At 67.2% G+C, this 24,058-nt stretch carries 15 protein-coding genes; 10 read left to right on the top strand and 5 right to left on the bottom strand.

Going from position 1 to position 24,058, the window contains the following annotated elements; all coding sequences use genetic code 11:
- Positions 1 to 305: 305 nt before the first annotated feature.
- Positions 306 to 815 (bottom strand): phosphoribosyltransferase family protein, encoded by a 510-nt coding sequence (locus tag ACLJEU_RS01600; RefSeq protein WP_414663415.1) that lies wholly within the window; start codon positions 813 to 815, stop codon positions 306 to 308.
- A 98-nt stretch (positions 816 to 913) separates the two neighbouring features.
- On the opposite strand from ACLJEU_RS01600, the gene ACLJEU_RS01595 reads away from it, so the two are divergent.
- The 3 genes from ACLJEU_RS01595 to ACLJEU_RS01585 all read left to right on the top strand — a co-directional run bounded on the left by ACLJEU_RS01595 (position 914) and on the right by ACLJEU_RS01585 (position 6,431).
- Entirely contained in the window at positions 914 to 1,912 is a 999-nt protein-coding gene (locus ACLJEU_RS01595; RefSeq protein ID WP_414663416.1) for a nucleoside hydrolase, read from the top strand.
- A gap of 226 nt (positions 1,913 to 2,138) precedes the next feature.
- Positions 2,139 to 3,545: an amidohydrolase gene (locus ACLJEU_RS01590; protein WP_414663417.1), complete on the top strand. Its 1,407-nt coding sequence runs from the start codon at positions 2,139 to 2,141 to the stop codon at positions 3,543 to 3,545.
- Between the two features lie 183 nt (positions 3,546 to 3,728).
- Complete coding sequence (locus tag ACLJEU_RS01585; RefSeq protein WP_414663418.1) at positions 3,729 to 6,431, top strand: TonB-dependent receptor; 2,703 nt, start codon at positions 3,729 to 3,731, stop codon at positions 6,429 to 6,431.
- 116 nt (positions 6,432 to 6,547) lie between these two features.
- Here the strand turns inward: ACLJEU_RS01585 and ACLJEU_RS01580 are convergent, their stop codons facing one another.
- Complete coding sequence (locus tag ACLJEU_RS01580) at positions 6,548 to 7,414, bottom strand: YXWGXW repeat-containing protein (protein WP_414663419.1); 867 nt, start codon at positions 7,412 to 7,414, stop codon at positions 6,548 to 6,550.
- 310 nt (positions 7,415 to 7,724) lie between these two features.
- On the opposite strand from ACLJEU_RS01580, the gene ACLJEU_RS01575 reads away from it, so the two are divergent.
- From ACLJEU_RS01575 to ACLJEU_RS01565, 3 genes are all read left to right on the top strand, one after another.
- Positions 7,725 to 11,135, top strand: coding sequence for a transglutaminase family protein (locus ACLJEU_RS01575; protein ID WP_414663420.1), 3,411 nt, complete (start codon positions 7,725 to 7,727; stop codon positions 11,133 to 11,135).
- Positions 11,136 to 11,225: 90 nt separating this feature from the next.
- Positions 11,226 to 13,694 carry a circularly permuted type 2 ATP-grasp protein gene (locus ACLJEU_RS01570; protein WP_414663421.1) on the top strand — a complete coding sequence of 823 codons (2,469 nt, stop codon included), beginning with the start codon at positions 11,226 to 11,228 and terminating at the stop codon, positions 13,692 to 13,694.
- Positions 13,695 to 13,703: 9 nt separating this feature from the next.
- Positions 13,704 to 14,615 (top strand): transglutaminase family protein, encoded by a 912-nt coding sequence (locus ACLJEU_RS01565; RefSeq protein ID WP_414663422.1) that lies wholly within the window; start codon positions 13,704 to 13,706, stop codon positions 14,613 to 14,615.
- A 167-nt stretch (positions 14,616 to 14,782) separates the two neighbouring features.
- On the opposite strand, the gene ACLJEU_RS01560 is transcribed toward ACLJEU_RS01565, so the two are convergent.
- On the bottom strand, positions 14,783 to 15,901 hold the full coding sequence (locus ACLJEU_RS01560; protein ID WP_414663423.1) for a Gfo/Idh/MocA family protein: 1,119 nt from the start codon (positions 15,899 to 15,901) through the stop codon (positions 14,783 to 14,785).
- Between the two features lie 180 nt (positions 15,902 to 16,081).
- Here ACLJEU_RS01560 and ACLJEU_RS01555 point away from each other — a divergent pair, with 180 nt between their 5' ends.
- The 3 genes from ACLJEU_RS01555 to ACLJEU_RS01545 are packed head-to-tail and all read left to right on the top strand — an operon-like array spanning position 16,082 to position 19,820.
- Positions 16,082 to 17,332, top strand: a complete 1,251-nt coding sequence (locus ACLJEU_RS01555) for an FG-GAP repeat domain-containing protein (RefSeq protein ID WP_414663424.1) — start codon at positions 16,082 to 16,084, stop codon at positions 17,330 to 17,332.
- Entirely contained in the window at positions 17,329 to 17,907 is a 579-nt protein-coding gene (locus ACLJEU_RS01550; RefSeq protein ID WP_414663425.1) for a DUF6797 domain-containing protein, read from the top strand. Before ACLJEU_RS01555 ends, ACLJEU_RS01550 begins: the two co-directional genes overlap by 4 nt.
- The gene (locus tag ACLJEU_RS01545) at positions 17,904 to 19,820 is read left to right on the top strand and encodes a c-type cytochrome (RefSeq protein ID WP_414663426.1); all 1,917 of its coding nucleotides are present in this window, start codon (positions 17,904 to 17,906) and stop codon (positions 19,818 to 19,820) included. The genes ACLJEU_RS01550 and ACLJEU_RS01545 overlap by 4 nt, the downstream gene beginning before the upstream one ends.
- A gap of 102 nt (positions 19,821 to 19,922) precedes the next feature.
- Here the strand turns inward: ACLJEU_RS01545 and ACLJEU_RS01540 are convergent, their stop codons facing one another.
- Together ACLJEU_RS01540 and ACLJEU_RS01535 are read right to left on the bottom strand one after the other, a co-directional pair.
- Entirely contained in the window at positions 19,923 to 20,315 is a 393-nt protein-coding gene (locus tag ACLJEU_RS01540) for a cupin domain-containing protein (RefSeq protein WP_414663427.1), read from the bottom strand.
- A 45-nt stretch (positions 20,316 to 20,360) separates the two neighbouring features.
- Positions 20,361 to 22,157, bottom strand: a complete 1,797-nt coding sequence (locus ACLJEU_RS01535) for a hypothetical protein (RefSeq protein ID WP_414663428.1) — start codon at positions 22,155 to 22,157, stop codon at positions 20,361 to 20,363.
- A gap of 202 nt (positions 22,158 to 22,359) precedes the next feature.
- Between ACLJEU_RS01535 and ACLJEU_RS01530 the strand changes: the two genes are divergently transcribed.
- Positions 22,360 to 24,057 carry a c-type cytochrome gene (locus ACLJEU_RS01530; RefSeq protein ID WP_414663429.1) on the top strand — a complete coding sequence of 566 codons (1,698 nt, stop codon included), beginning with the start codon at positions 22,360 to 22,362 and terminating at the stop codon, positions 24,055 to 24,057.
- Position 24,058 lies beyond the last annotated feature (1 nt).

The raw sequence follows: 24,058 nt of genomic DNA, 5'->3' as shown, positions 1-24,058 counted from the left end.
GCCAGCAGATTTGCCACTCCGCCCCGCCAGCGCGGCTGATAGTAACACCCCACGACAATCAGCCAAAAAACTCCCCGAACGCTCCCCGGGGTTTGTCATCTTATGGATGACGAACCGGGTTGGCGGTTTTTCAGGAGGAACGTCAGGTCGTAGCGATCGATGCGGTGCGGAGCGCGTGTTCGCCGCAACGAGGCGAGTCCCACGCGCGGGAGCGCCGGCCTCTGGCCGGCCATTCCGTTCCGCAGTCTCTCGTTCTTCCCTGCTGGAATCTCAGGCAGGCGGGCTGCCTGCGCTCCCGGGGAGCGCTAAATCTGCTCCGGCCACACGCCGTGGCAGTGATATTTCGCCCAGAGTGGCGCGGTCTTTTCGTTCCGACGAAACGCGATCGCGGCGATGCCGACGACCACGCCGGCGGCTCGTTCGATGAGCTCGACCGCGGCTTTCGCGGTGGCGCCGGTTTCGATCCACTCGTCCACCAGCAACACCCGCGTGCCGGCCGGCCAGGGCGTGGCGCGGAGTTCGAGGGATTTTTCGTTGCCCGTATAATCGGTGAACGAGGCGCGCTCGTTTTTCACCGGGAGTTTGCCGCCTTTGCGCAAGGGCACGAAGCCGACGCCCAGCCGCAACGCGAGCGCGGTGCCCACGATGAACCCGAGCGCATCGGTGCCCGCCACGCGTTGGACGCCCGCTTCGCGAAACGGCGCGATCATGTCGTCGACGAGCGTCGCAAACGCCGCCGGCTCCGCGAAGATCGGCGTCACATCGCTTCGCTTGTAGTGCAGCTTGCTCCGATCGATGAGGCTCAGATAGTCCACGCCTTCCGTTCAGCCGCCCGACCCGACCCAACGCAACCGCCAACTTCTCCCGCCCTCGTCTCCTGTCTCCTGTCTCCCGTCTCCCGTCTCCCGTCCTCATGCCCGCCCGCCGCAAAGTCATCATCGATCAGGATACGCTCGGTCCGGCGGGAACGAATTTGCAGTCGGTCGCGCTGTTGGTGAACGCGCCCGGCGTCGACGTCCTAGGCGTGGGCGTCGTCACCGGCGATCACTGGCGCGATCAGCAAGTGCGGCACGCGTTGCGCCTGCTGGAGATCATGGAGCGTACGGACATTCCCGTGTTCGCCGGCGCCGAGATGCCGCTGGTGAACACGCCCGCGGCGACGGCCCGTTGGGAAAGCCAGTATGGCAAACTCATCTACAATGGCGCGTGGGACCTGGCCCGTCCGGGCAAATGGGCCGATCCACGCCGCGTCGACGATCTGCCCGAAGGCAATCCATCGACTGCACCCGCCGCGGAGGCCGCCGCAGCGGCCTACGTGCGCCTCGCGCGCGCGCATCCCGGTGAGATTTTCCTCTGGACCGCGGGGCCGTTCACCACCGTGGCGCTCGCCTGCCAGCTCGATCCTGAATTTCCGCGGCTCGTGCGCGAATTGCATTTCATGGGCGGGGCGTTCGCGCCGCAGACGGAGGCGCGCGAGTTCAAGCTCACGCCGCGACGCGAGTTCAACGTGCGTTTCGACCCCGAGGCGGCGCGGGTGGTGTTTCGCGCGCCGTGGCCGCGCGTGACGTGTTCGCCGATCGATGTGTCGAACCACACGCGCGCGACGCCGGATCTGTTTGCCGCGATCGCCCGCGCCGGCACGCCGCTCGCGCGTTACCTCGATCAGTTCGGGCACCGCAATCGGCCGATGTGGGACGAAGTCGCCGCCGCCACGTGGATCGATGCCTCGCTCGTCACCCAGCATGACGACTGCTTCATCGATGTGTGCCTGGAACCCGACGCGACCTACGGCGACATGGCGAGCTGGTCGCCGGGAAGTGAGCCGGGCCAAGGCCAGTGCCGCGCGCGCGTCCAGCAGCGACTCGATGACGCGCGCTTTTATGCGCAGTTCGTCGAACTCTGTGCCCGCTGAAGGAGAAACCCTGCAGAAGAGCTCCCGCAAATCACGCGAATAGACGCAAATTTCACCGACAAAATTGAGTGCAGCGACGCGGCTTGGATGTTCTCCCGCTGCTGAGAGCGTATTTCGCTTTCTTCTCATTCGCGGCCTTTCGCGCCATTCGCGGGAGAAACCCGACACTTTCTAAGCTTGGCGGTGACGGGTGATGAACCCATCACGAGCCCACCTCGGCTTCACCATGCGCTTCCACGACGTTTTCTCGTTTCTCCTGCGACTGTCAGCGGCGACTGCGGCGGCGGTCACGTCGTGCGGCCGGGCGGCTGAGTCCGCCGATCTGATCGTGACCAACGGCTACGTCCTCACGATGAACGATCGGAAGGACATCCACGAGAACGGCGCCGTGATCATCAAGGACGCCCGCATCATCGCCATCGGACCGGCGTCGCTCGCCGCGCAGTTCACCGCGCCGAAGACCATCGACGCCCGCGGCGCAATCGTGATGCCGGGCATGATCAACACGCACACGCACGCGTCGATGACGGTCTTCCGCGGGCTGGGCGACGACGTGCCGGATCGGCTGCGCGCGTTGATCTTTCCCCTCGAGAAGGCGCTCGTGAACCGCGAGCTCGTCTATTGGGGCGGATTGCACGGCATGATCGAGATGGTGCAGGGCGGCGTCACCGCGATCGCCAACATGTACTACTTCGAGGACGAAGTGGCCCGCGCCGCGAAACAGCTCGGGCTGCGCGGCGTGTTCGGGCAGACGGTGATCAATTTCCCCGCGCCCGATGCACCGGAGCCGTACGGCGGCATCGCGCTCGCGAAGAAATTCGCGGCCGAGTACCGCGGCGATCCGCTCATCACGCCTGCGATCGCGCCGCACGCGCCTTACACGCTCGACGCCGCACACCTGCGCATCATCGCGCGCGAATCCGAGACGCTGAATCTCCCCGTGCTCATGCACGTCGCGGAGATGACCGATGAAGTCGCGACGATCCGCAAGGAACACAACCAGACGCCGATCGAATACCTTGACGCGATTGGCCTGCTCAATCGCCGGCTGATCGCGGCCCATTGTATTTTCGTGAACGACTCCGACATCGCGCTGCTGAAGGCGCGCGACGTCGGGATCGCGCACAACATGGTGGCAAACATCAAGTCGGCCAAGGGCGTCGCGCCGGCGCTGAAAATGTTCAACGCCGGGCTGCGCGTCGGACTCGGCACCGACGGCCCGATGAGCGGCAACACCCTCGATATCATCGGCCAGCTCGGCTACGTCGCCAAGTTGCACAAGCTCGACAACCATGATCGCAACGTCATGCTGGCCGTCACCGTGGTCGAAATGGCCACGCGCGGCGGCGCACGCGCCCTGCATCTCGAAGACCGGATCGGCTCGCTGGAAACCGGCAAGCTCGCGGACGTCATCCTGATCGATCGCGACGCGACGCACATGATTCCGTTCTACGACGCGTATTCGACGCTCGTGTACGCGGCGGGGCCACGGGACGTGCGGACCACGATCATTCACGGGCGCGTGGTCATGGAAGATCGGAAGGTGCTGACGGTGGACGTGGCCGACGTCGCGGCCCACATGCGGACGATTGCCGCAGGCATCAGCGCGGCAGTGGCTAAGGGCATTCGGTAGGCTCGAGGTTTTGACTGGGACCGCGACCGCCCTCGGTCGCTTCAGACCCATTGCGACCGAGGGCGGTCGCGGTCCCGGGGATTCCAGACTCCCGGCACCCCACTCCACCGCGGTATTGCACCCGCGGGCGGCATCGGGCGTGCTGTCGACTGGCTACATTTCGTTCAACCGACATACCATACCATGCGACTGACACCTGCACTCACGCTCCTGACTCTTGCGTTACCAACGCTCGGTCTGGCTCAGACCACGCCTCCGCCCGCCGGCGGGGCCCCTCAGAAACTCGAGGCCTTCACGGTCACCGGCACCAATCTGCGCATGGGCGAGTCCGCCGGCGCCGCCAACCTGCGGGTGCTCACGCCCGCCGAGATCGAAGCCTCCGGTCAGAACAACCTGTCGAACCTGCTGCGCAAGATTCCTGAAATCGGCGCGCAGGGCTTTGCCGAAAACCGCGTCAACACGTCGTCGCCCGGTTCCGCCGCCATCTCGATGCGCGGCCTCGGCGTGAATTCCACGCTGGTGTTGATCAACGGCCGCCGCGTGACGCTCGCGCCGTTCGGCCAGGGTGGCAGCGCTGCGGGTCTCGGCACCGAGCAGTTCGTGGACCTGAACATGATTCCCGTCGCCGCCATCGCCCGGATCGAAGTGCTGAAGGACGGCGCGTCCGCCGTCTATGGCGCCGATGCCGTCGCCGGCGTGGTGAACATCATCCTGAAAAAGGATCTCACGCAGGGCACGCTGACGACCAGCTACGGTGATTTCACCGGCGGCATCAGCGCGCCGACGCTCCGCGGCTCGTTCTTCACCGGCACCAAGGAAGGCCGGACCTCGCTCTCGATCATGGCCGACTGGATGAAGCGCGACGAGTTCCGCTTCGGCGAACTCCCGCAGCCGGTCAAACGCCAGCTGCTCCTCGCGAGCAACACGCCGGGTTCGTTCGTGGTGCCGGTCGGTGCCACCGATCCGATCACCGGCCAAGTCATTCCCGCGGGCGCCGCGGCCGCCGCGCGCACGTTCACGAGCGATGTCGCCGCGCCGGGACCGAACGCGACGTTCACGCGCCAGCTGCAGACGCAGAACACCTTTGACGCGAACGCCGCCATCCGCCCGCAGTCCGAGGCGGACCGTCGCGGCATCGTCGCCACCGCGCGGCATGAGTTTTCCGAAAAGCTCGGCGGCTTCGTCGAGCTCGGCTGGCAGAAAAATCGCAACGTCGAGGGCCTCTCGCCCGCGCCGATCTCGAACCTCAACACGATCACGCTGCCGGCGAACAATCCGTTCAACCCGTTTGGCGTGCCGGTGGTGTCGAACACGACGCAGACGATGTTCTTCCGTTTCCTGGAAATGGGTGACCGCTTCACCACGACCCGGAACAAGATGGAGCGCGTGGTCGCCGGTCTCGACGGCCAGCTCGCGCAGGGCTGGACCTGGGATGCCGCCGTCACGTGGAACCGCGAGACCTCGCACCTCGATCTGAAAAACTTCCCCGGCCAGGACAAGGTCAACGCCGCGCTCGCCGACACGAATCGCGCGACCGCGCTCAACCTCTTCGCCAACGGCCGGACCATTCGCAACAATCCCGCGACGCTCGCCGGCCTCGAAGGCGGCGTCACGCGCGATGCCGAGACGAAGCTCACGGCCATCGACGCCCGCACGACCGGCAATCTGTTCACGCTCCGCTCCGGCCCGATCTCGGTCGCGATCGGCGGCCAGTGGCGCGAGGAGAAGTTCTCCGACGCGCGCACCCAGGTGCAGCTCCTGAATCAGGGCGCGCCTGTCGCGCCGGCCAACGGCAGCCGTCGCGTGAGCGCCGCCTACGTCGAAGCCTCGATTCCGCTCGCGGCGCCGTCGCAGAAGATCACTGCCCTCCACGCCGTCGAGCTGAACGTCGCCGGCCGCCTCGAGTCGTTCTCGGACGATGGCGTCGGTCACACCACGGTGCCGCGCGTCGGTCTGCGCTGGCAGCCGCTGCCGGAGCAAATCACGTTCCGCGCCTCGTGGGGCAAGGGCTTCCGCGCCCCGGCGCTGGCCGAGCTCTACCTGCCGCAGTCGGTCGCGGTGAGCTTCAACATTCCCGATCCGCTGCGTTTCGGTAAGCCGGGTGCGGTCGCCAACGACAGCGGCACCGGCCAGCGGCTCGTGCGCTCGGGTGGCAATCCGCTGCTCGCGCCGGAGAAGTCCGAGTCGACGAACTTCGGCGTGCAATTCGCGCCCGCGATGCTGAAGGGCTTGTCGCTGAGTGTGGATTTCTACGCCGTCGAGGTGAAGAACCGGATCGGCCAGCCCGCGACGCCCGCGATCATCCTCGCGAACCCGCTGCTCTTTCCCGATGCCGCCGTGCGCGCCGCTCCGACCGCGAGCGACACCGCGAACAACCTGCCCGGCGAGTTGCGCGAAATCCGCACCGTGCTCGGCAACTACGGCAGCACGAAAGCCAAGGGCGTCGACTTCGCCGCCGAATACCGCTTCAGCGCCGGTCGCGTGGGACGTTTCACCACCCGGGCCGTGGCCAGCCTGATCAACTCGCAGACGCTGCGCACGCGCCCCGACCTCGCCCAGGTGCAGACGGTCGGTCTTTATGAGATCCCGCGCTGGCGCGGCGATGCGTCCGTCCTCTGGAACCGCGAGAAGGCGTCGGCGTCCCTGAACTTCAACTACATCGGCGGCTTCCAGGACACGTCCCCGAGCCTGCTCTTCGTGAAGCAGCAGGTCACGACGGACGTGCAGTTCGGCTATGCGCTGCCGTGGGGCCTGCGCAGCACGATCGGGGTGAACAACCTCTTCGATCGCGCCCCGCCGGCGACGAGCTTCTCGACCGGCTATGCCGAGCGCGTGAACAACTTCCTGCCGCGCTGGGCGTACGTTTCGCTGTCGAAGACGTTCTAAGCCAGTCGATCGCAATCACGCCGTCCGCCGCGTCGTTCGGCGCGACCCTCTCGCCGCCCTTCGAGTTCACTCGGAGGGCGGCTTTTTTCGGCCACGAGTTGTGCGTCAAACCCGCCTTACCGCCAGCGGCCTTCGATGAAGATGTAGTTGCCGCCGCGACGTTCCCAGCGGGGCTCCTCCCAAGCGCGATGCCCGCGCGGAGGCTGCTCGTAATGACCGGCGATCCAGACGTGGCGGCCGCCACGCCAGGACCAATAGCCGTTGACCCAGACATAACCGGGACCCGGGCGCGCGTAGACCACTTCCCGGCGCGGCGGAGGCGGCGGGGAGACGATCACCACCTGCGGGCCCGGCGACGGGGCCGTCACCACCACTTGGGGCGGCGGCGACGCGGGCGTCACGACGACAGCCTCACGCCAATAGCCGTCCACGAACACATACCGGCCGCCGCGTTGCTCCCAACGCGGGCCGACCCAGACGACATTTGACCGCGGCGGGGTGGACCAACGCCCCGACACCCACACATGGCGACCGAGGTGCCACGACCAGTAGCCGCTGATCCACACGTGAACGGGCGAAGGCCGCTCGTAAACCACCTCGCGCTGCGGCGGCGGAGGCGGGGCCGCCACGATGATCTCCTGCGGAGCTGCGGCTTGCGCCACGGGCGCGCTTGCGACGCGAGTGGCCGCCACGGGCGTCTCGTCCCAAAAGCCGTCACGCAGCACGTAGCCGTTGCCCTGCTGCTGCCACTGCGGTTCGTGCCAGAAGAGATTCGGGGCCGGCGGCACTTCCCAGCGGCCCGACTCCCACACGTACGCGCCTTCGAACCAGCGCCAGTGGCCGGGCACCCAGGCGTGTTGGGGCGTCGGTTGCTCGCCGGGCGTATCGTTGGTCGCCGGCGTCAGCGGTTTGTCGAGCAACGGCGCGGGCGCGACCATCGGGGCGTTCGGCACCGCCGGCGGGGTGGCATCAGCGGCCGACAAGCGGCTCGCCACCAGAATGAGGGTCAACCCGGCCACCAAACGGACCGACGGCCGGCTTCGAGGCATAAAAAGCGTGCTCATACCGGAGCTCTGACGTCCACGGCCGGCGGATGTTTCGCCCCGGGAGCGCGGGCCTCCGGCCGGCCTGCCTTGGCTTTCCTCGGAAACAGGCGGGACGCCTGCGCTCCCGGGCGCGACCTGCGGCGAAGACCCGGATCTGACCGGAGCAACGAACCGAAACCGAGAGCTGGCGAATGCGGCCTGGGTTTTGCTAATGAGGCTCCGTCCTCCTTCAACCCGCCAGCCAGCCATGGCCATTCACGTCGCCCTCCACCACAAAACCGCCTATCGTTACGATCGTCTGGTCCGGCTTGGGCCGCAGGTCGTCCGCCTGCGTCCGGCCGCCCATTGCCGGACACCGGTCCTGAGCTACTCGCTCAAGATTGAACCGGCCTGCCACTTCCTTAACTGGCAGCAGGATCCGCAGGGTAACTACCTGGCGCGGATCGTCTTCCCGCAGCCGACGCGCAGCTTTTCCGTCGAAGTCGACCTGGTGGCCGAGATGGCCGTTTACAACCCGTTCGACTTCTTCCTGGAGCCCGGGGCGGAGAAATTTCCCTTCGCGTACGACCCCAAACTCGCGGTCGAACTCGCCCCTTATTTGCGGAAGGACGACCTGACGGCCACGCCGCTGTTCGCCGCCTTTGTCGGCACCATCGACCGCAAGGAACAGCGGACGATCGACTTCCTCGTCGGCCTCAACCGCCTGATCAACCAACGGGTGCGCTACATCATCCGGCTCGAACCGGGAGTGCAGGCCCCCGAGGAAACGCTCACCAAGGGCACCGGCTCCTGCCGCGACTCTGGCTGGCTGATGGTGCAGGCGCTCCGGCACTGCGGCTTGGCGGCGCGGTTTGTGTCGGGTTACCTGCTGCAGTTGCGGCCGGACCAGAAGTCGCTCGACGGCCCTTCCGGCGCGGAAAAGGACTTCACCGACCTGCACGCGTGGTGCGAAGTGTATCTGCCCGGCGCCGGTTGGGTCGGTTTCGATCCGACGTCCGGCCTCCTCGCCGGCGAAGGCCACCTGCCGCTCGCCTGTTCGCCGGAACCGTCCAGCGCCGCGCCGATCAGCGGCGGCGTCGACAAGTCCGAGGTCACTTTCGATTTCGCGATGACGGTCTCGCGGATCTTCGAATCACCGCGCGTCACGTTTCCCTACACCGACGCGCAGTGGGCCGCGATCGACGCGCTGGGCGAGAAAATCGACGCCCGGCTGCGCGACCGCGACGTCCGCCTCACGATGGGCGGTGAGCCGACCTTCATCTCCATCGACGACATGGACGGCGCCGAGTGGAACACCGCCGCGGTCGGCCCGCGCAAACGCCAGCTCGCCGAAACCCTGATCAAACGCCTCTGGGCGCACTACGGCCAAGGCGGCTTCATCCACTACGGCCAGGGCAAATGGTACCCGGGCGAGTCGCTACCGCGCTGGGCGTTCTCGGCGATCTGGCGGCGCGACGGTCAGCCGCTGTGGAAAAATCCCGCGCTCCTCGCGGACATCGCCCGGCCCGGCACCAGCGACGTCGACGAAGCCCGCCGCTTCACCACCGCCCTTGCACGGCGTCTCGGCGTCGGCGATGCCTGGATTCTGCCCGGCTACGAGGACGCCTTTTACTACCTGTGGAAGGAGCGCCGGCTCCCGGCCAACATCGATCCGCTCCGGCACGACTTGAAGGACGGCGAGGAACGCGCGCGGCTCGCCCGCATCTTCGAGCGCGGCCTCGATCGCATCACCGGTTTCGCGCTCCCGATCGAGCGGGCCGCGCCGTCCGGCTGGGTGTCCGGCCCGTGGTTCCTGCGGCCGGAACGCATGTTTCTCATTCCGGGCGATTCGCCGATGGGGCTGCGCCTCCCGCTCGATTCGCAGCCGTGGACGGCCCCGGCTGACGTGCGCCACCTCGCGCCGCCCGACCCGTTGCTGGCGTTGCCGCCGCTGCCCGATGCCGACGCGCTGGCGTTGCAGTATTCACTTCCGGCCTCGCCCCGCCCTGACGCACGCGGCCCGGTCGCGGCCCACGGCGGCACGAGCCCGCGCGGGCCGTTCGCCGGCGACCACGATTCGCGGCCGCAATCATTGCCGTCGCCGGATCGCGAGCCGGCGTTGCACGAAAGCGCCCCGTGGATCGTCCGCACCGCGCTCTGCGTCCAACCGCGCGAAGGCCATCTGTTCATCTTCATGCCGCCGGTGCGCACGACCGAGGACTACCTCGAGTTGCTGAGTGCCATCGAAGCCACCGCGGCCGATCTCGGCCTGCCCGTCGTGATCGAAGGCTACCTACCGCCGTACGATCCCCGGCTCAACAGCGTCAAGGTCACGCCCGATCCCGGCGTGATCGAGGTGAACATCCATCCGTCGTTGACGTGGCGGGAGCTCAGCGAGAAGACGGAGTTCCTCTATGAAGCCGCGCGCCAGACGCGGCTCGGCACCGACAAGTTCATGCTCGACGGCCGTCACACCGGCACCGGCGGCGGCAACCATCTCATCCTCGGCGGTGAACGTCCCTCCGATAGCCCGCTGCTGCGCCGCCCGCACCTGCTGCAAAGCCTGCTCTCGTACTGGCACAATCATCCGTCGCTGAGTTATCTGTTCTCGGGCCTGTTCATCGGCCCGACGAGCCAGGCGCCGCGCGTCGACGAAGCGCGCAACGATTCGTTGTACGAACTCGAGATCGCGTTTCGCGAACTCTCCCGTGCCGGCACGAAGTTTCCCTCCACGCCGCCCTGGCTCGTCGATCGCATTTTTCGCAATCTCCTGACCGACGTCTCCGGCAACACGCATCGCGCCGAGTTCTGCATCGACAAACTCTACTCGCCCGACAGCGCCACCGGCCGGCTCGGCCTGCTCGAGCTGCGCGCCTTCGAAATGCCGCCGCACGCGCGCATGAGCCTCGCGCAACAACTCCTGCTGCGCGGCCTCGTCGCGCGATTCTGGGATCACCCGTATCAACCCCCGCGCCTGGTGCGCTGGGGCACCGATCTGCACGATCGTTTCCTGCTGCCGCACTACTGCCGGCAGGACTTCGCCGACGTCATCGCCGATCTGCACCAGTGGGATCTCGCGTTCGACGAAGGCTGGTTCGGTCCGCACTTCGAATTCCGTTTCCCGCTCAACGGCAAGGTCCACTACCGCGGCATGGAGCTCGAGCTCCGGCACGCGCTCGAACCGTGGCACGTGATGGGCGAGGAAGGCGCGCCCGGCGGCACCGTGCGTTTCGTCGATTCCTCCGTCGAGCGCCTGCAGGTGAAGCTCACCGGCTTCATTCCGGAACGCTACTTCGTGACCTGCAACGGCACGCGCGTGCCGCTCCAGCCCACCGGCGTGAACGGCGAATGGGTCGCCGGCGTCCGGTATCGCGCCTGGCAACCGCCCTCGTGCCTGCACCCGACGATCGGCGTGGATGCGCCGCTGGTGTTCGATCTCGTCGACGCGTGGAACAACAAAGCCCTCGGCGGCTGCACGTATCACGTCGCGCACCCAGGCGGCCGCAACTACGCGACGTTTCCCGTCAATTCGTACGAGGCCGAGAGCCGCCGGCTCGCCCGCTTCGTGCCGCACGGTCACACGCCGGGCCAGCCGCTGCCGTTTCCCGTGCGCGAAGTCGCGCCGGAACACCCGCACACGCTGGACTTGCGTGATCCGCTCAAGGTTTCCCGCGGATGACCGACGTTGCCCATTGAGCGTCTTACGGGCCGCCCGCCGCGACCCAGCCGACGCTTGCTCCACCGCCACCGCTCACCGAGGCTCGCCGTCATGTCCGCCGTCCCCACGTCCGCCGCCGCTCCGGCCGCAGCCGATCCGTTTCCCGGATACCGGCCGGGCACCGGGCGTTACGACGAGTGTCGGGCACCGGACGGCACGCTGCGGCCGCACTGGGCCGAGTTTTTCCGCCTGCTCGGCTCGAATCCTCATGCCACGCTGCGCCACGCGCAGGCCGCGTGCCTGCGGGCGATCGTCGAGCAGGATGTAAGCATGAACGTCTACGCCGGCGAGCGCTCCGACGCCCAGCCGTGGCCGCTCGACGCTGTGCCGCTGCTGCTCGCCGCCGACGACTGGAGCGCGCTGACCTCCGGCATCCGCCAGCGCGCGCGCCTGCTGAACGAAATCCTGCGCGATCTCTACGGCCCGCAGAACCTGCTCCGCAACGCCGCGCTGCCCGCCGCACTCGCGATGCGCAATCCGCATTACCTGCGGTCGTGCGTCGGACTCGGCCGGCCGGACGACATCATGCTCCACACCTACGCGGTGGACATCGCGCGCTCGCCCGACGGCCAGTGGTGGGTGCTGCGCGACCGGCTCGATGCGCCCTCCGGCCTGGGCTACTCGCTGCAGAACCGCATCCTCACGCGTCAGGTGCTGCCGCAGGTGTTTCAGAGCGCGCCGGTGGAGCGGCTGTACGAGTTCTTCCGCGGCTTCCGCAATTCGCTCGAACGCCTCTCGCCTCCGCGGCACGGCGAGGAGTCGCGCGTCGTCTTCCTCACGCCCGGTCCGGCGAACGAGGCGTACTTCGAGCAGGCCTACCTCGCACGCTACCTCGGCTACCCGCTCGTCGAGGGCGCCGATCTCACCACGCGCGACCGCCAGGTTTTCCTCCGCACCGTCGGCGGCCTGCGCCGCGTTGATACGATTCTCCGCCGGGTCGACTCGTCGTTCTGCGATCCCCTCGAATTGCACGGCCATTCGTTGCTGGGCGTGCCCGGCCTCGTCCACGCCGCCCACGGCAACCGGGTCGCGCTGGCCAACCAGCTGGGCGTCGGCGCGCTCGAGACCACCGCGCTGCTCGCGTTTCTCGGTCCGCTCTGCCGCGAGGTGCTGGGCGAACCGCTCCAGCTGCCGAGCGTGGCGACCTGGTGGTGCGGCCACGAGGAGGCACGCGAAACTGTGCTCAAGAATCTGGATACGCTGGTCGTGAAGCCCGCGTTTCGCGAACCCGGGCTTTCCACCGCGCGCTTTGGCACGCTGCTCAGCGAGGCGGAACGCGCGACGCTCGCCGCCGAGATTCGCGCGAAGCCGTGGGCCTTCTGCGGCCAGGAGCGCATTCACCTCGGCACCACGCCAGCATGGATCGACAACGCGCTGCGGCCGGCGCCGTTCATCCTGCGCCTGTTCGTCGCGTGGGAGGACGGCGACTACCGCGTCATGCCGGGCGGCCTCACGCGCTTTCATCCGACCGGCGACGACGCGATCGTCACGCTGCAGCACGGCGGCATCACCAAGGACACGTGGGTGCTGCATCCCGGCAATCCCACGCCGCCGCCGCCGGTCAACGCGCTGGCCGACATCGTGCACCGGCCGAACGACACTCCGAGCCGGCTCGCCGACAATCTGTTCTGGCTCGGCCGCTACCTCGAGCGCACCACGCGGCTCGCCCGCCTGCTCGAAAAACTCGATCCGCTGCTGCGCGACGAAATCGCCGCGCTCGATCCCTCGGTCGCCCACTCCGCCGTGCGGCTGCTGCTCGACACCGAGGGCGCGCGCATCCCGCCGGCGGCGTCGCTCGAGCAGCTCGACGCCCTGCTCGCCGACGCCGTCAAGGATCCGGCCCTACCCGCGAGTCTCGTCAGCAATGTCGGCAGCCTCGTGCGCAATCTTGATCAGGCGAAGGTGCGGCTGCCGCCCGAGGCCTGGCGGAGCCTGCGCCTGTTGCGCGCCGCGCTCGACGCGGACAAGCCGCCGCTGCCCGCGGATCTCGCGCCGCATCTCAGCGCCCTCGAGACCATCGCGAACGAAACCCTCGCGCACGACACGTCGTGGCGTTTCCTCATGCTCGGCCGGCACCTCGAGCGCAGCCAGAAGTTGATCTTCCTCGCGCGGCACCTGCTGGGTGCGGCCGCGCCGACGGAGTTCCGGCTGCAGACGCTGCTGCATTTCGCGGACAGTCTTTTCAGTTATCGCACGACCTTCCACGGCGCGTTCCAACCCGCCTCCGTGCTGGCATGGCTGTTTGCGGCGCCGGAAAATCCGCGCGGCCTGCGCTTCCTCGCCGATCATATCAACGAGCATCTGCTCGCGTTGCCCGAGGATCTTTCCCCGCGGGCGGTCGCCGCGTTGCGCGCCACGGCGTTCCGCCTGGTCAGCCGCGTGCGGCTGCTCGATGCCGCGAGCCTCGCCGGCGCGCCGGCCCAGACCGCGGCGTTCCTGCAGGAGGCGTTTTCCACGCTCGCTGAAATCAGCGACCGCGTCACGCAGGTGTACTTCATCCACACCGAGCCGCCGAAGTAGCCCCGCGTCATGCCCACTTATCGCGTCACGCATCACACGCGCTACCGCCACGCGTTCTCCGCCACCGCGGCGTGGCAGTCCCTGCACCTGCAGCCGCGTCACGAGGACACGCAGCACTGCGACGCCTTCGAACTCGAAATCCGGCCGCACCCGGGCGATCTCACGACGCGGCCCGACGTCTTCGGCAACAAGCACCACCTGTTCACGCTGCGCGAGCCGCACCACGAACTCGCGATCACGAGTCGCAGCGTCGTGCGCCGGCACGAGCCCGTGCTGCCGATGTCCGGCCTGACGCCGCCGCTGTCGGTCGCTCGGCAGCAAGTTGCCCGCGCCATCGCCAACGGCTCCGAGTTCGCGCTCGAACAGTTTCTCCACACCTCAGCCTACGTTCCACTCGTGCCGGCCGCGCGCGCGTGGGCGGAGGGACTCGACACCGATGATCCGCCGGCCCTCGACTGGCTCGCCGCGCTCGGCACGCGCTTCGGCCGGGAATTCAAGTTCGACTCCAAGGCCACGACGATCTCGACGCCACTCGTCGAAGTCCTGCGTCACCGTCGGGGCGTCTGCCAGGACTTCGCCCACCTCTTCATCAGCTGCGTGCGGCAGCACGGCCTGCCCGCGGCCTACGTGAGCGGCTACCTGCTCACCACGCCGCCGCCCGGCAAACCGCGCCTCCGCGGCGCGGACGCTTCGCACGCGTGGGTGTCGGTTTACATTCCGGGTACCGGCTGGATCGATTACGATCCGACCAACACTTGCTTCGTCGCGACCGGCCACATCGTGGTGGCGCGCGGCCGCGATTTTTCCGACGTGAGTCCGGTGAAAGGACTCTTCACCGGTGGCGGCGCGCACACGCTCACCACCGCGATCACGGTCGAGCCCGCGCCCGAGCCCGTCGTCGCTGCCGCCGCCCGGGTCTGAACGCGATCACCCAGGGCTTTTAGCCGCGGATGGCGCGGATCAGGCGGATGAGAAAAGTCTCCGCGCTCTGCGCAACTCACGCGCTCAAGAGAGCAGGACCGATCGGATTTCCCGCCGCTTGATTTGCACTCAACACTCAACTCTCAGCTCTCAACTCCGGGCTCCCCTCAGGACTTCACTTCGATCCGCTTTCCGCCCTGCGCGGCGGACGCGTAGATCGCCTCGATGATGAGCATGTCGCGGCGTCCCATTTCTCCCGATACGGACGACTCGCGGTTCTCGCGGATGCACCGGGCGAAATCGTCGATCTGGATCGCCTGCTGGCTCGGCGGCACGTCGAGCGCGAGCGGCCCCTTGCTCGTCGCGACCTTCAGATTGCCGTAGGGAAATGCCGGCGCGAACTCGATCCAGCCGCCGGCCGCCTCCGCGCGGAAACGATCGAGGCCCTGGTTGTAGCTGGTGGAAAAGGTCCCCTTCGCGCCGCCGGCGAACTCCATCGTCCATTCAATCGTCTCCTCGACGTCGCGGAAAAACTCCGGCCGCTTTTTCGGCAGTTCGCGCGCCGTGATCGCCACCGGCGCACCGCCGCCCGCCGCCATGCACGCGGCCTGCACGGCGTAGATCCCGAGATCCATCAAAGGCCCGCCGCCCGCGAGCTTCTTCTCCGCGCGCCACTGCGGCCGGTTCATCGTGAACGACAGCCCGCCGCTCATCGTCGTGAAGGGACCGAAGTCGCGGTCGCGCGCGAGCCGCTTGAGTTCGTGGTAATGCGGCTCGAACTGCAGCCGGTAGCCGATCGAGAGCTTCACCTTGTTCGCGCGGCACGCAGCGATCATCGCGTTGCAGTCGGCCACGCTCGTCGCCATCGGCTTCTCGCTGATGACGTGCTTGCCCGCCCACGCCGCCGCAATCGTGTGCTCGGGATGCAGCGCGTTCGGCGTGACGACATAGACGATTTCGATGTCCGGGTTGTCGATCAGCCGCGACATCGTGTCGTAGCCGTAAATATTCTTTTCGGGAAAACCGAATTTCTGCGCCCACTGCTGCCCTTTCGTCCGCGAGCCCGTGATCACGCCACGCAATTCGACAAGCTGCGTCCGCTGCAACGCCGGCGCGAGCTGGCCGGTCGCGTAGCCGCCCAACCCGCACAGGGCGATTCCGAGCTTGCGACCCGGTGCAGAGCCGGCCGCCTGCGCGCGCCCCCGCGGAGTGAGCGCGAGCGCCGCGGCGCCCAACGAAAGCGTTTCCAGGAAAGAGCGACGCGAAGGCAGGCGGGGTGTTTTCATGCGCAGGCTGAGTTTCGCGCGATCGCCGCCCCGACGCAAGCCGCCGGGCCGATCGGCCGGCATTGCGCGCGTCACGACGCGAGCGCGCCGCCCCGGTCCGATCCCTTCCCTCTTGCCCGCCCGCGCGGCGCGTCTTTTCTCGCTCTCCAGCGTCGTGCCGTCGCACGCCCGCTCCACCCCATGAAGACCCTCCCCGTCTCGCTCCTTTCCCTCGCCCTCGGCTGCCTCGCCCTCCACGCGGCCCCGCGCGAGATCGGTTTTCAAAAACTCACGCTTACGGGCGAATACTGGTGCGACGGGGTCAATGCCGCCGACATCAACGGCGACGGCCACAGCGACATCATCGCGGGACCGTTCTGGTACGCCGGCCCGGATTTCAAGACGCGGCACACGTTCTACGATCCGGTGCCGCAGGTGCTGGAAAAGAATCCCACCAACTCGATGTTCACGTTCCCGTACGACTTCAACGGCGACGGCAAGGTCGACATCCTGGTGCTGGGCCGCGTGCTGTTTCACGAGGCATTCTGGTATGAGAATCCCGGCGCGGCTGAGGCGACGAAGCCGGACGCCCGCTGGAAAAAACACTTCGTGTCCAACCGCGTCTTCGGCGAGGCACCGCTGTTCGAGGACGTCGACGGCGACGGCAAACCCGAGATCGTTTCCATCTCCGGCCAGACCGCGAACGACAAGATCAAGCAATGGGGCTGGTACACGCCCGACTGGTCCGCACCGACCAAACCGTGGCGCTTTGTCGCCGTGACGGAGAAGGCCGACTTCAATCACTACTATCACGGCGAAGGCATCGGCGACATCAACGGCGATGGCCGCAACGATCTCGTGCTGAACGAAGGCTGGTGGGAGCAGCCGCCCAAGGGATCGCCCGCCGGCACGCTGTGGAAAAAACATCCCTTCACCTTCAGCAGCGATCGCGGCGGCGCGCAGATCCTCGTCACCGACGTCAACGGCGACGGCCGCAACGACATCGTGACCGCGATGAACGCGCACGGCTGGGGCGTCTCGTGGTTCGAACAGACGCGCGACGCCAGCGGCGCCATCGGTTTCACCGAGCACAAGCTGATGGGCACGCGCGAGGAGGAGGCGAAGTACGGCGTGGCATTTTCGCAGCCGCACGCGTTGACCCTGGCCGATCTCGACGGCGACGGGCTGCCGGATGTCGTCACGGGCAAGCGCCGCTGGGCGCACGGTCCGACCGGCGACGTCGAGCCGATGGCCACGCCCGTCAACTACGCGTTCCTGTTGCGGCGCGACCAGAGCGCACCCGGCGGAGCGAGGTTTCTGCCCAAGCTGATCGACGACGCCTCGGGCTTGGGCACGCAGGTGGTCGCGACCGACGTCAATGGCGACAAGGTGCCCGATGTGCTCACGGCGTCGAAGCTCGGCACGTTCGTCTTCATCACGAAACGGCAATGAATCTCCTGCGTGGTCCGCTTCTCGCCAGCTTCGCCCTCGCCTTCGCCGCGTGCGCGCGTGCGGAGGTTCAGATCGAGCGCATCGCGATGCCGTTCGACGCGGGCCCGAGCAGTTTCGCCATCGGCCTGCCCGGCGGCGTGAACTTCTGCTTCGATCCCGTGCGCGGCGGCGTCAGCTACGTGTGGACCGGCGGCTTTCTCGATCTCACGCCGGCGCGTCCCGGCCCGGGCAAGTTCATCGCGTCAGTGAAGCTGCTCGGACCCGTGGCGTATCAGGAAACCGGAGCCGCGCCGTTGCGCCGCGGCGATCCGACGCGCCCGCCGGTGGTCGAGTTCACCGGCTACACGCTGCGCGCGGACGCGGTGGAATTTCGCTACACCGTGGACGGCGTCGCCGTGCGTGAAGAGATTCGCGCCCGCGCGGACGGCGCGGCTCTAATCTGCCGGATCACGCTCGCCGGCGCCGGTGACGCGAAATGGTGGCACGTCGTGGAGGGCCGGCCGCCGGTGGAACTCAAACGCGAGAGCAACGACGTCCGCGTGATCGAACTTCCGCTGCGAAAGGAAAAACCATGAACGCTTTCCTCGGGAGCGCAGGCGTCGCGCCTGCTCATTCAAACCTGCAGGCGGGACGTCTGCGCTCCCGGTTGCGCACCGGACTGCTGGCCGTCGGCGCGACCTTGCTCGCTGCAACCACACCCGCGGCGAACGCCGGCTACGTCGTGGAGAACATTCCGCTGCCGCCGGCCATCCGCGGCGGCGTGTACGGTCTCGCGTTCTCCCCGGCGGGAGGCCTGGTGATCGCCACGCGTTTCGGTGAGGTCTGGATTCGCGATCAGGCGGGCGCGTGGCGGCTGTTCATGCGCGGGCTGGACGAACCGACCGGAATAGTAGTCGAGTCCGAGCGCGTGATGTACGTCGCGCACCGGCCTGAACTGCTCAAGGCGGAGGACACCGATGGCGACGGCCGGGCCGAGACGTTCACGTCGCTCGGCGGCAAGTGGGGCCTGGAAACGAACTATCACCAGTTTTTCTTCGGGCTGAAACGCGATGCCTCCGGCCATTTCTTCGGCGCGCCGTCGCTGGAGTCCCAGGGCGACAAGAACGCCCCGCCGATCCGGGCGACCCGCGGTCCGCGCGACACGTCCGATGTGCTCCAGGCATCAGGGCACCGGGCGGAAACGCCCTGGCGCGGCTGGGTCGTGCGCATCGGACCCGATGGATCGTTCGAACCGTTTGCGAACGGCTTTCGACAGCCAAACGGCATGGGGCTCAGTCCGGGCGGCGATCTGTTCGTCACCGACAACCAGGGGGACTACAAGCCGAGCACCGGATTGCTGCACGTGGCGCGCGGCGACTTTCACGGCCACGCCGCAAGCGTGAAATGGGAACCCGGATACAACGCCGCGACCGTCACGACGGAAGCGCTGTGGCGCCGGACGAAGACGCCGGCGGTGGTGTTTCCGCACGGGCCGATGGGCGTGTCGCCGGGCGAGCCGGTGTGGGACACCAGCAACGGAAAATTCGGGCCGTTCGCCGGCCAGGTGTTCACGGGCGACTACAGTCGCCTCGTCGTGCGCGCGACCCTCGAACGCGTCGCGGGCGCGTGGCAGGGCGCGTGTTTCGCGTTTCTCGGCCGCAACGAGTCCGCGCCGTTTGTCACCGGCGACAAACTCAAGTCCGGCTTCACACGCTCGGCGTTCGCCCCCGACGGCAGCCTTTACCTTGGATCGACCGCTGGTTGGGGCGCGGGCGAGGACGGGATCCAGCGCGTGACCTGGGACGGCAAGGACACGCCGGAGATGAAGGACATTGCGATCACGGAGCGCGGGCTGCGGATCACGTTCACGCAGCCGATGAGCGCGGAGACGATCGCGAGGGCCGAGGGTTTTGAGATCAACCGGTTTCGTTACTACTACCACTACAAGTACGGTTCCCCGTGGATCGACGAGGCGCGCGTCGGGGTGAAGGACGTGATCGCGGCGGCGGACGGACGCAGTGCCGAGCTCGTGCTGGCGGAGCTGAAGCCAGGCTTCGTTTACGAGGTATCCGTGCCCACCTTACGCAGCCGGGACGGCGCGCCGATCGCGAATCCGCTCGGTTACTACACCGCCAACCGGCTGTTGAATGGCGAGACGACCGTCGGCGGCACCACGCGCCTGCCGTTGCCGGAAGAGACGTCGCTGGGCGCCAAGGAAGCCACTGCCGCCTCGAGTTCGCCGGAAGCACTCCGGGCCGGCGGCGAGAAAATCTACCGGTTGTACTGCGTCGCATGCCACCAGCCCGACGGCCGCGGGATCGTTGGCGGCGCCGCCAATTTCGTGGACGACAAGACCCGGCTGGCAAAGACCGACGCGGAGCTCCTCGACATCATCGCGAAGGGCGTCGAATCGAAGGGCATGCCGCCGTTTGGCGCGATGATCACTCCCCTGCAGCGCAAGGCGGTGCTGACCTACCTGCGCGTCACGTTCGGCGAGAAGAAACCCTGAGCCAGAGATTGCCCACGGAACACACGGAATACACGGAAATCTGACCTCTTCCGTGTATTCCGTGTGTTCCGTGGGCCACCTGCTTGGTGCTCCGTTCGCCGATCAATCAAACCACTCGTCGCGCGGGTCGAAGGCGGGGATCGCGACGTTCACGATCCGGAATTTTCCCACAAGCCGGTGGCGGCAACCGGGCTTGATGAAGATCGACATCATCGGCTTCGCCGCGATCCGCTCGCCATCGAGCTCCATGAAGCCCTCGCCCTCGAGCACGAGGTAGATTTCGGTCATCTGCTTGTGATAATGCGTCTTCGCATCGATCGAGATGTCCACGAGGTGAATCGTCGCGAGCGCGTTGTCCGGCGTCGCAAACCCCCGGCGTGACTGGCCGCACGGGCACGGCACGGCGGGCACCGTGTCGAGCTGCGTGATCATGTAATTCTTCTTCGTCGCGGCGGGCGCGCCCGCCGGGCCCACAGCAGCAGAGCGTGGATTCATGGTGCTGTGGCTCTAAGTCGCCGACGAAACCGAGGCAATGCCGGTTCAGATCGAACTGGCGTCGGCCGGCGGAGAATCCGTTTCTTTCGCGCCTTCGCCGTCGGCCTTGCGCGAGCGGCCACGCTTCGGCTTGTCGTCCGTCGATTCGCCCTCGTCGCCGTCCTTGTCCGCCAATTTGGCCGGCTTGGCGTTGAGCCAGATCTCACCCTTGGCGTTCATGCTGAGCCAATGGACTTCGCCCGCGTGCTCAAGGTAGGCCGGCTTTTCGCGCGGCTTCTCGGGCAGCTTCAGTCCGGCGTCCACCAGGGAGGCCAGCAACGCGTCAGCCGGTTTCCCGGCCTCTTCGGCGAGGCGCTCGATCTTGCCGGCGTGAGCGCCGGTGCGGGTCTCCTTTAGGAAAGAGCGGACCGCGGCGAGCGCCGGGGGAAGGTTGGAATCAGACGCCGGCGTCGGGGCCGATTCAATCGGAGTGGAACTGCCCGCCACCAAATCGCCGGTGACCACCGGAACCGAATCAGCAGCCGCAGCCAGGCCTGGCGGGGTCGCTTCAACGACGTTAGCCGGCGCCGCATCGGTCGCGGGTGGCACCTCGGAGCCGGTCGCGCCGGGAACGGCCTCAGCCGGCGTTTCGACGGCCGCTTCGTTGGCCGACGCCACGGTTTCGCCGGACTTCTTTTCGCGTCCGTTGATCCAAAGACCACCGCGCGAATCCAGATTCAACCACCACAGATCATTGCTGATCTCGACGTACACCGGTTTCTCGGTGGCGGTCGTGGGGACGGTCAGACCGAGGGCGACAAAGGCGGCCTTCAAGGTCTCTTCGTTGGTGCGCAGCGCGCGGGAAAGGAAGGTGGTGCTGCCCGATCCGCCGGGGCCGCGACGATTGCGGCGCATGTGCGGCCGAATCTTGTCCAGCAGGGCCGGACCTTCGGGGAGCGGCGCACCTGACTGACGCGAGGACGAACCCTCTTTTCTGGGCGGACGGCCCTCGGACGGTTCGGCGGCCGGCTGTTCCGAGGCAGCGTCGCCGACCTGTTTCTCCTCGACCGATTTCGGCTCGGGAGCGTGGCGGGAATCTTCCTTCGGAGCGGGAGCCTCGATCTCGACCCGGGCGCCCTTCACCGGCCGGAACACCGGACGCGGCTTTTCCTTGGTGTTGATCCAGAGCTCGCCGCGGCGATTGATGTTCAGCCAGTAGAGATCGCCGTCGTATTCGAGGTATTCCGCCTTGGAGTCCTCGTCGACCGGCATGACAAACCCGCACTCTTCGAGCGCGCCCTTGAGGTCGTCCTCGTTCTGGTCCCACTTCTTGGCGAGGTAATCGACGCCCACCGACATGCCCGGACCGCGTTGATTGCGGCGCATGTGCGGCTTGATGGCATCGAAGAACGACGGGAGCTCTTCCTCTTCCGCCGCCGTGAGCTTGTCCCAGTCGTCCTTGTCGTCGTCGGCGACCTCGGGATCGTCGTCGCGCGAGGTGTCGACCGGCTTGCGGAAGCCGTCGTCGGGCGCGGACTTTTCCTCGAGGAAACTCGGGGCGCGTTCCTCGGTGCCACCGGCGGGCGCGTTGCTGGCCGCGGCCTTGAATTTGGCCTCGAACTCGACGCGCAGTTTGTCGGCCTCGGCCTTCGCGGCGGCCGCGGCGGCATCCTGGAGCGTCCAATCCCGCTGGGTCGAACGCCGCACCAAGCCGGTGAAGGCCAGGAAATTGTCCGGCGGAGTTTGAAAATGGATGATCTCCCACTCGTCGCGGCCGAGGTCGTTGAGAAATTTCTCCAGGAGGGCGGGCGTGGCGAATCCACCTTTCCCGCTCGTAATTACCTTATATTCCCAAAGTGACATAGGTTCTCCGCGCCGTGCGCGGAAGTCCACCCATCCCAAATGCCGGGACGATTGCCGAGCCTAATCTCGCGGGAATGTCGGCCGGTACCGCCGCACCGCTGGTCTTCGAGCGGACCGGTGCGCCACTCGCGCGAGGTTTTTTCCGTCGCGATCGCAAAACCACCCCTTGCCCCGCCCCCGCGCACCGCCAGCGTGAAGGTCTATGCGTCGCCTTCCCTCCGCCGCCACGCTCGCCGTTCTGACCACCCTCGCGCTCACGTCGGCATTGCAGGCCGCGGCCGGTCTGCCCGCGCCCGATCCGGATGACGGCGCGATCTCGCTCCCGCCCGGGTTTCGTGCGCTCGTCGTCGCTGACAATCTCGTGCTCGCCAAACGCGTCGGCAACTCCCCCGAGAAACTCCGCGGCCTGGCCGTGGCGCCCAACGGCGATCTCTACGCGAAGGGCAAGTTCGGCCTGATCTGGGCGCTGCGCGACACGAACGGCGACGGCCGCGCCGATCTCATCAAGGAATTCGGGCCGGGCGACGGCGGCACGCACGTGATGTTTCACGACGGCTGGCTGTATCATTCGAGCCGCACGGCGATCTATCGCTACAAATATATCCCCGGCGAACTCGTACCGTCGGGCGAGATGCAGATGGTGATCAAGGACCTGCCGGCCGAAAAGGATCACGATGCGAAGGCGTTCGCTTTCGACGAGCAGGGCCGGCTGCTGGTGGAAATCGGTTCGCCGTTCAACGTGTTCAGCGACGGCGATCGCCGCAAAGGCGCAAAGGGCAAGACCGACGCCGAAGTCGCCGCGTTTCAGAAAACCTACGGCGGCTTCTGGCGTTTTGACGCGACGAAGCTCAACCAGACGCAGGCCGACGGCATGCGTTTCTCAACCGGACACCGCCATTCGCTCGCGCTGCAGTTTCACCCGATCTCGAGGCATTTTTTCATGGCGCAGATGGGCCGCGACAATCTCAACGTCGTCGACCCGATCCACTACGACGAACTCGACAACGCCGAGCGCGTATCCGAGGTGATGCACCTGCTGCGCGAAGGTTCGAATCTCGGCTGGCCGTACAGCTACTGGGATCCGATCAAGAAGGCGCACATGGCCGCGCCGGAATATGGCGGCGACAACTTCAAGCGCATCGAGCCCGACCCGTACGACAAGCCCGTCGTCGCCTTCCCCGCCCACTGGGCGCCGATTCAGATGGCGCACTACGCCGGCACGCAGTTTCCCGAGAAATACCGCGGCGGCATGTTCATCGCGTTTCACGGCTCGTGGAATCGCGCCCCGCGATCGCAGGCCGGCTACAATGTGTGCTTCGTGCCTTTCGATGCCCAAGGCCTGCCGCGCGGCACCTACGAACGCTTCGCCGAGGGCTTCGCGGGCGTCGAGGAATTCACCAATACCCGCGACGCGCGGTTTCGCCCCGCCGGCGTCGCCGTTGGTCCCGACGGCTCGCTCTACATCGGCGAGACCGAAAAGGGCCGCATCTGGCGCGTCATCTACACCGGTGACATGACGCCCCGCGCCCGCTCTGCCGCCGTCCTCGCCACCGCGCAAGTCGCCGCTCCGATCGGCGCCGACACGCCCGGCGGAAAAATCTACCAACAGGTCTGCGCCGCGTGCCACATGCCGAACGGCAGCGGCGTCCCCGGCATGCAACCCGCGCTCGCCGGCAGCGCCGTGGTCGCGGGCGATCCGGCCCGCCTCATCGACGTCCTGCTCAAGGGCCCCGCCGCCGTGCTGCCCGCCGACCGCGAGAAATTCTCCAACGTCATGCCGCCTTTCGCGGTCCTGTCCGACGCTGACCTCGCGAGCGTAATCACGTATCTGCGCAAGAATTTCGCGCCGCGCACCTCCGACGTCACACCGGCCCAGATCGCCGCCCGCCGCGCGCCCTGAC

The sequence above is a fragment of the Terrisphaera buseokensis genome, from assembly GCF_047521145.2.
Classification (GTDB): Bacteria; Verrucomicrobiota; Verrucomicrobiia; order Opitutales; family Opitutaceae; genus ER46.
The sequence above is the reverse complement of the archived record's forward strand: the minus strand, read 5'-3'. Positions and strand labels throughout refer to the sequence as shown.

Coding starts and splice junctions, on each gene's coding strand:
- ACLJEU_RS01575 (WP_414663420.1), top strand. CDS start 7,725: ATGGCCATTCACGTCGCCCTCCACCACAAAACCGCCTATCGTTACGAT.
- ACLJEU_RS01545 (WP_414663426.1), top strand. CDS start 17,904: ATGAACGCTTTCCTCGGGAGCGCAGGCGTCGCGCCTGCTCATTCAAAC.
- ACLJEU_RS01530 (WP_414663429.1), top strand. CDS start 22,360: ATGCGTCGCCTTCCCTCCGCCGCCACGCTCGCCGTTCTGACCACCCTC.
- ACLJEU_RS01590 (WP_414663417.1), top strand. CDS start 2,139: ATGCGCTTCCACGACGTTTTCTCGTTTCTCCTGCGACTGTCAGCGGCG.
- ACLJEU_RS01550 (WP_414663425.1), top strand. CDS start 17,329: ATGAATCTCCTGCGTGGTCCGCTTCTCGCCAGCTTCGCCCTCGCCTTC.
- ACLJEU_RS01570 (WP_414663421.1), top strand. CDS start 11,226: ATGTCCGCCGTCCCCACGTCCGCCGCCGCTCCGGCCGCAGCCGATCCG.
- ACLJEU_RS01535 (WP_414663428.1), bottom strand. CDS start 22,157: ATGTCACTTTGGGAATATAAGGTAATTACGAGCGGGAAAGGTGGATTC.
- ACLJEU_RS01560 (WP_414663423.1), bottom strand. CDS start 15,901: ATGAAAACACCCCGCCTGCCTTCGCGTCGCTCTTTCCTGGAAACGCTT.
- ACLJEU_RS01565 (WP_414663422.1), top strand. CDS start 13,704: ATGCCCACTTATCGCGTCACGCATCACACGCGCTACCGCCACGCGTTC.
- ACLJEU_RS01585 (WP_414663418.1), top strand. CDS start 3,729: ATGCGACTGACACCTGCACTCACGCTCCTGACTCTTGCGTTACCAACG.
- ACLJEU_RS01540 (WP_414663427.1), bottom strand. CDS start 20,315: ATGAATCCACGCTCTGCTGCTGTGGGCCCGGCGGGCGCGCCCGCCGCG.
- ACLJEU_RS01595 (WP_414663416.1), top strand. CDS start 914: ATGCCCGCCCGCCGCAAAGTCATCATCGATCAGGATACGCTCGGTCCG.
- ACLJEU_RS01555 (WP_414663424.1), top strand. CDS start 16,082: ATGAAGACCCTCCCCGTCTCGCTCCTTTCCCTCGCCCTCGGCTGCCTC.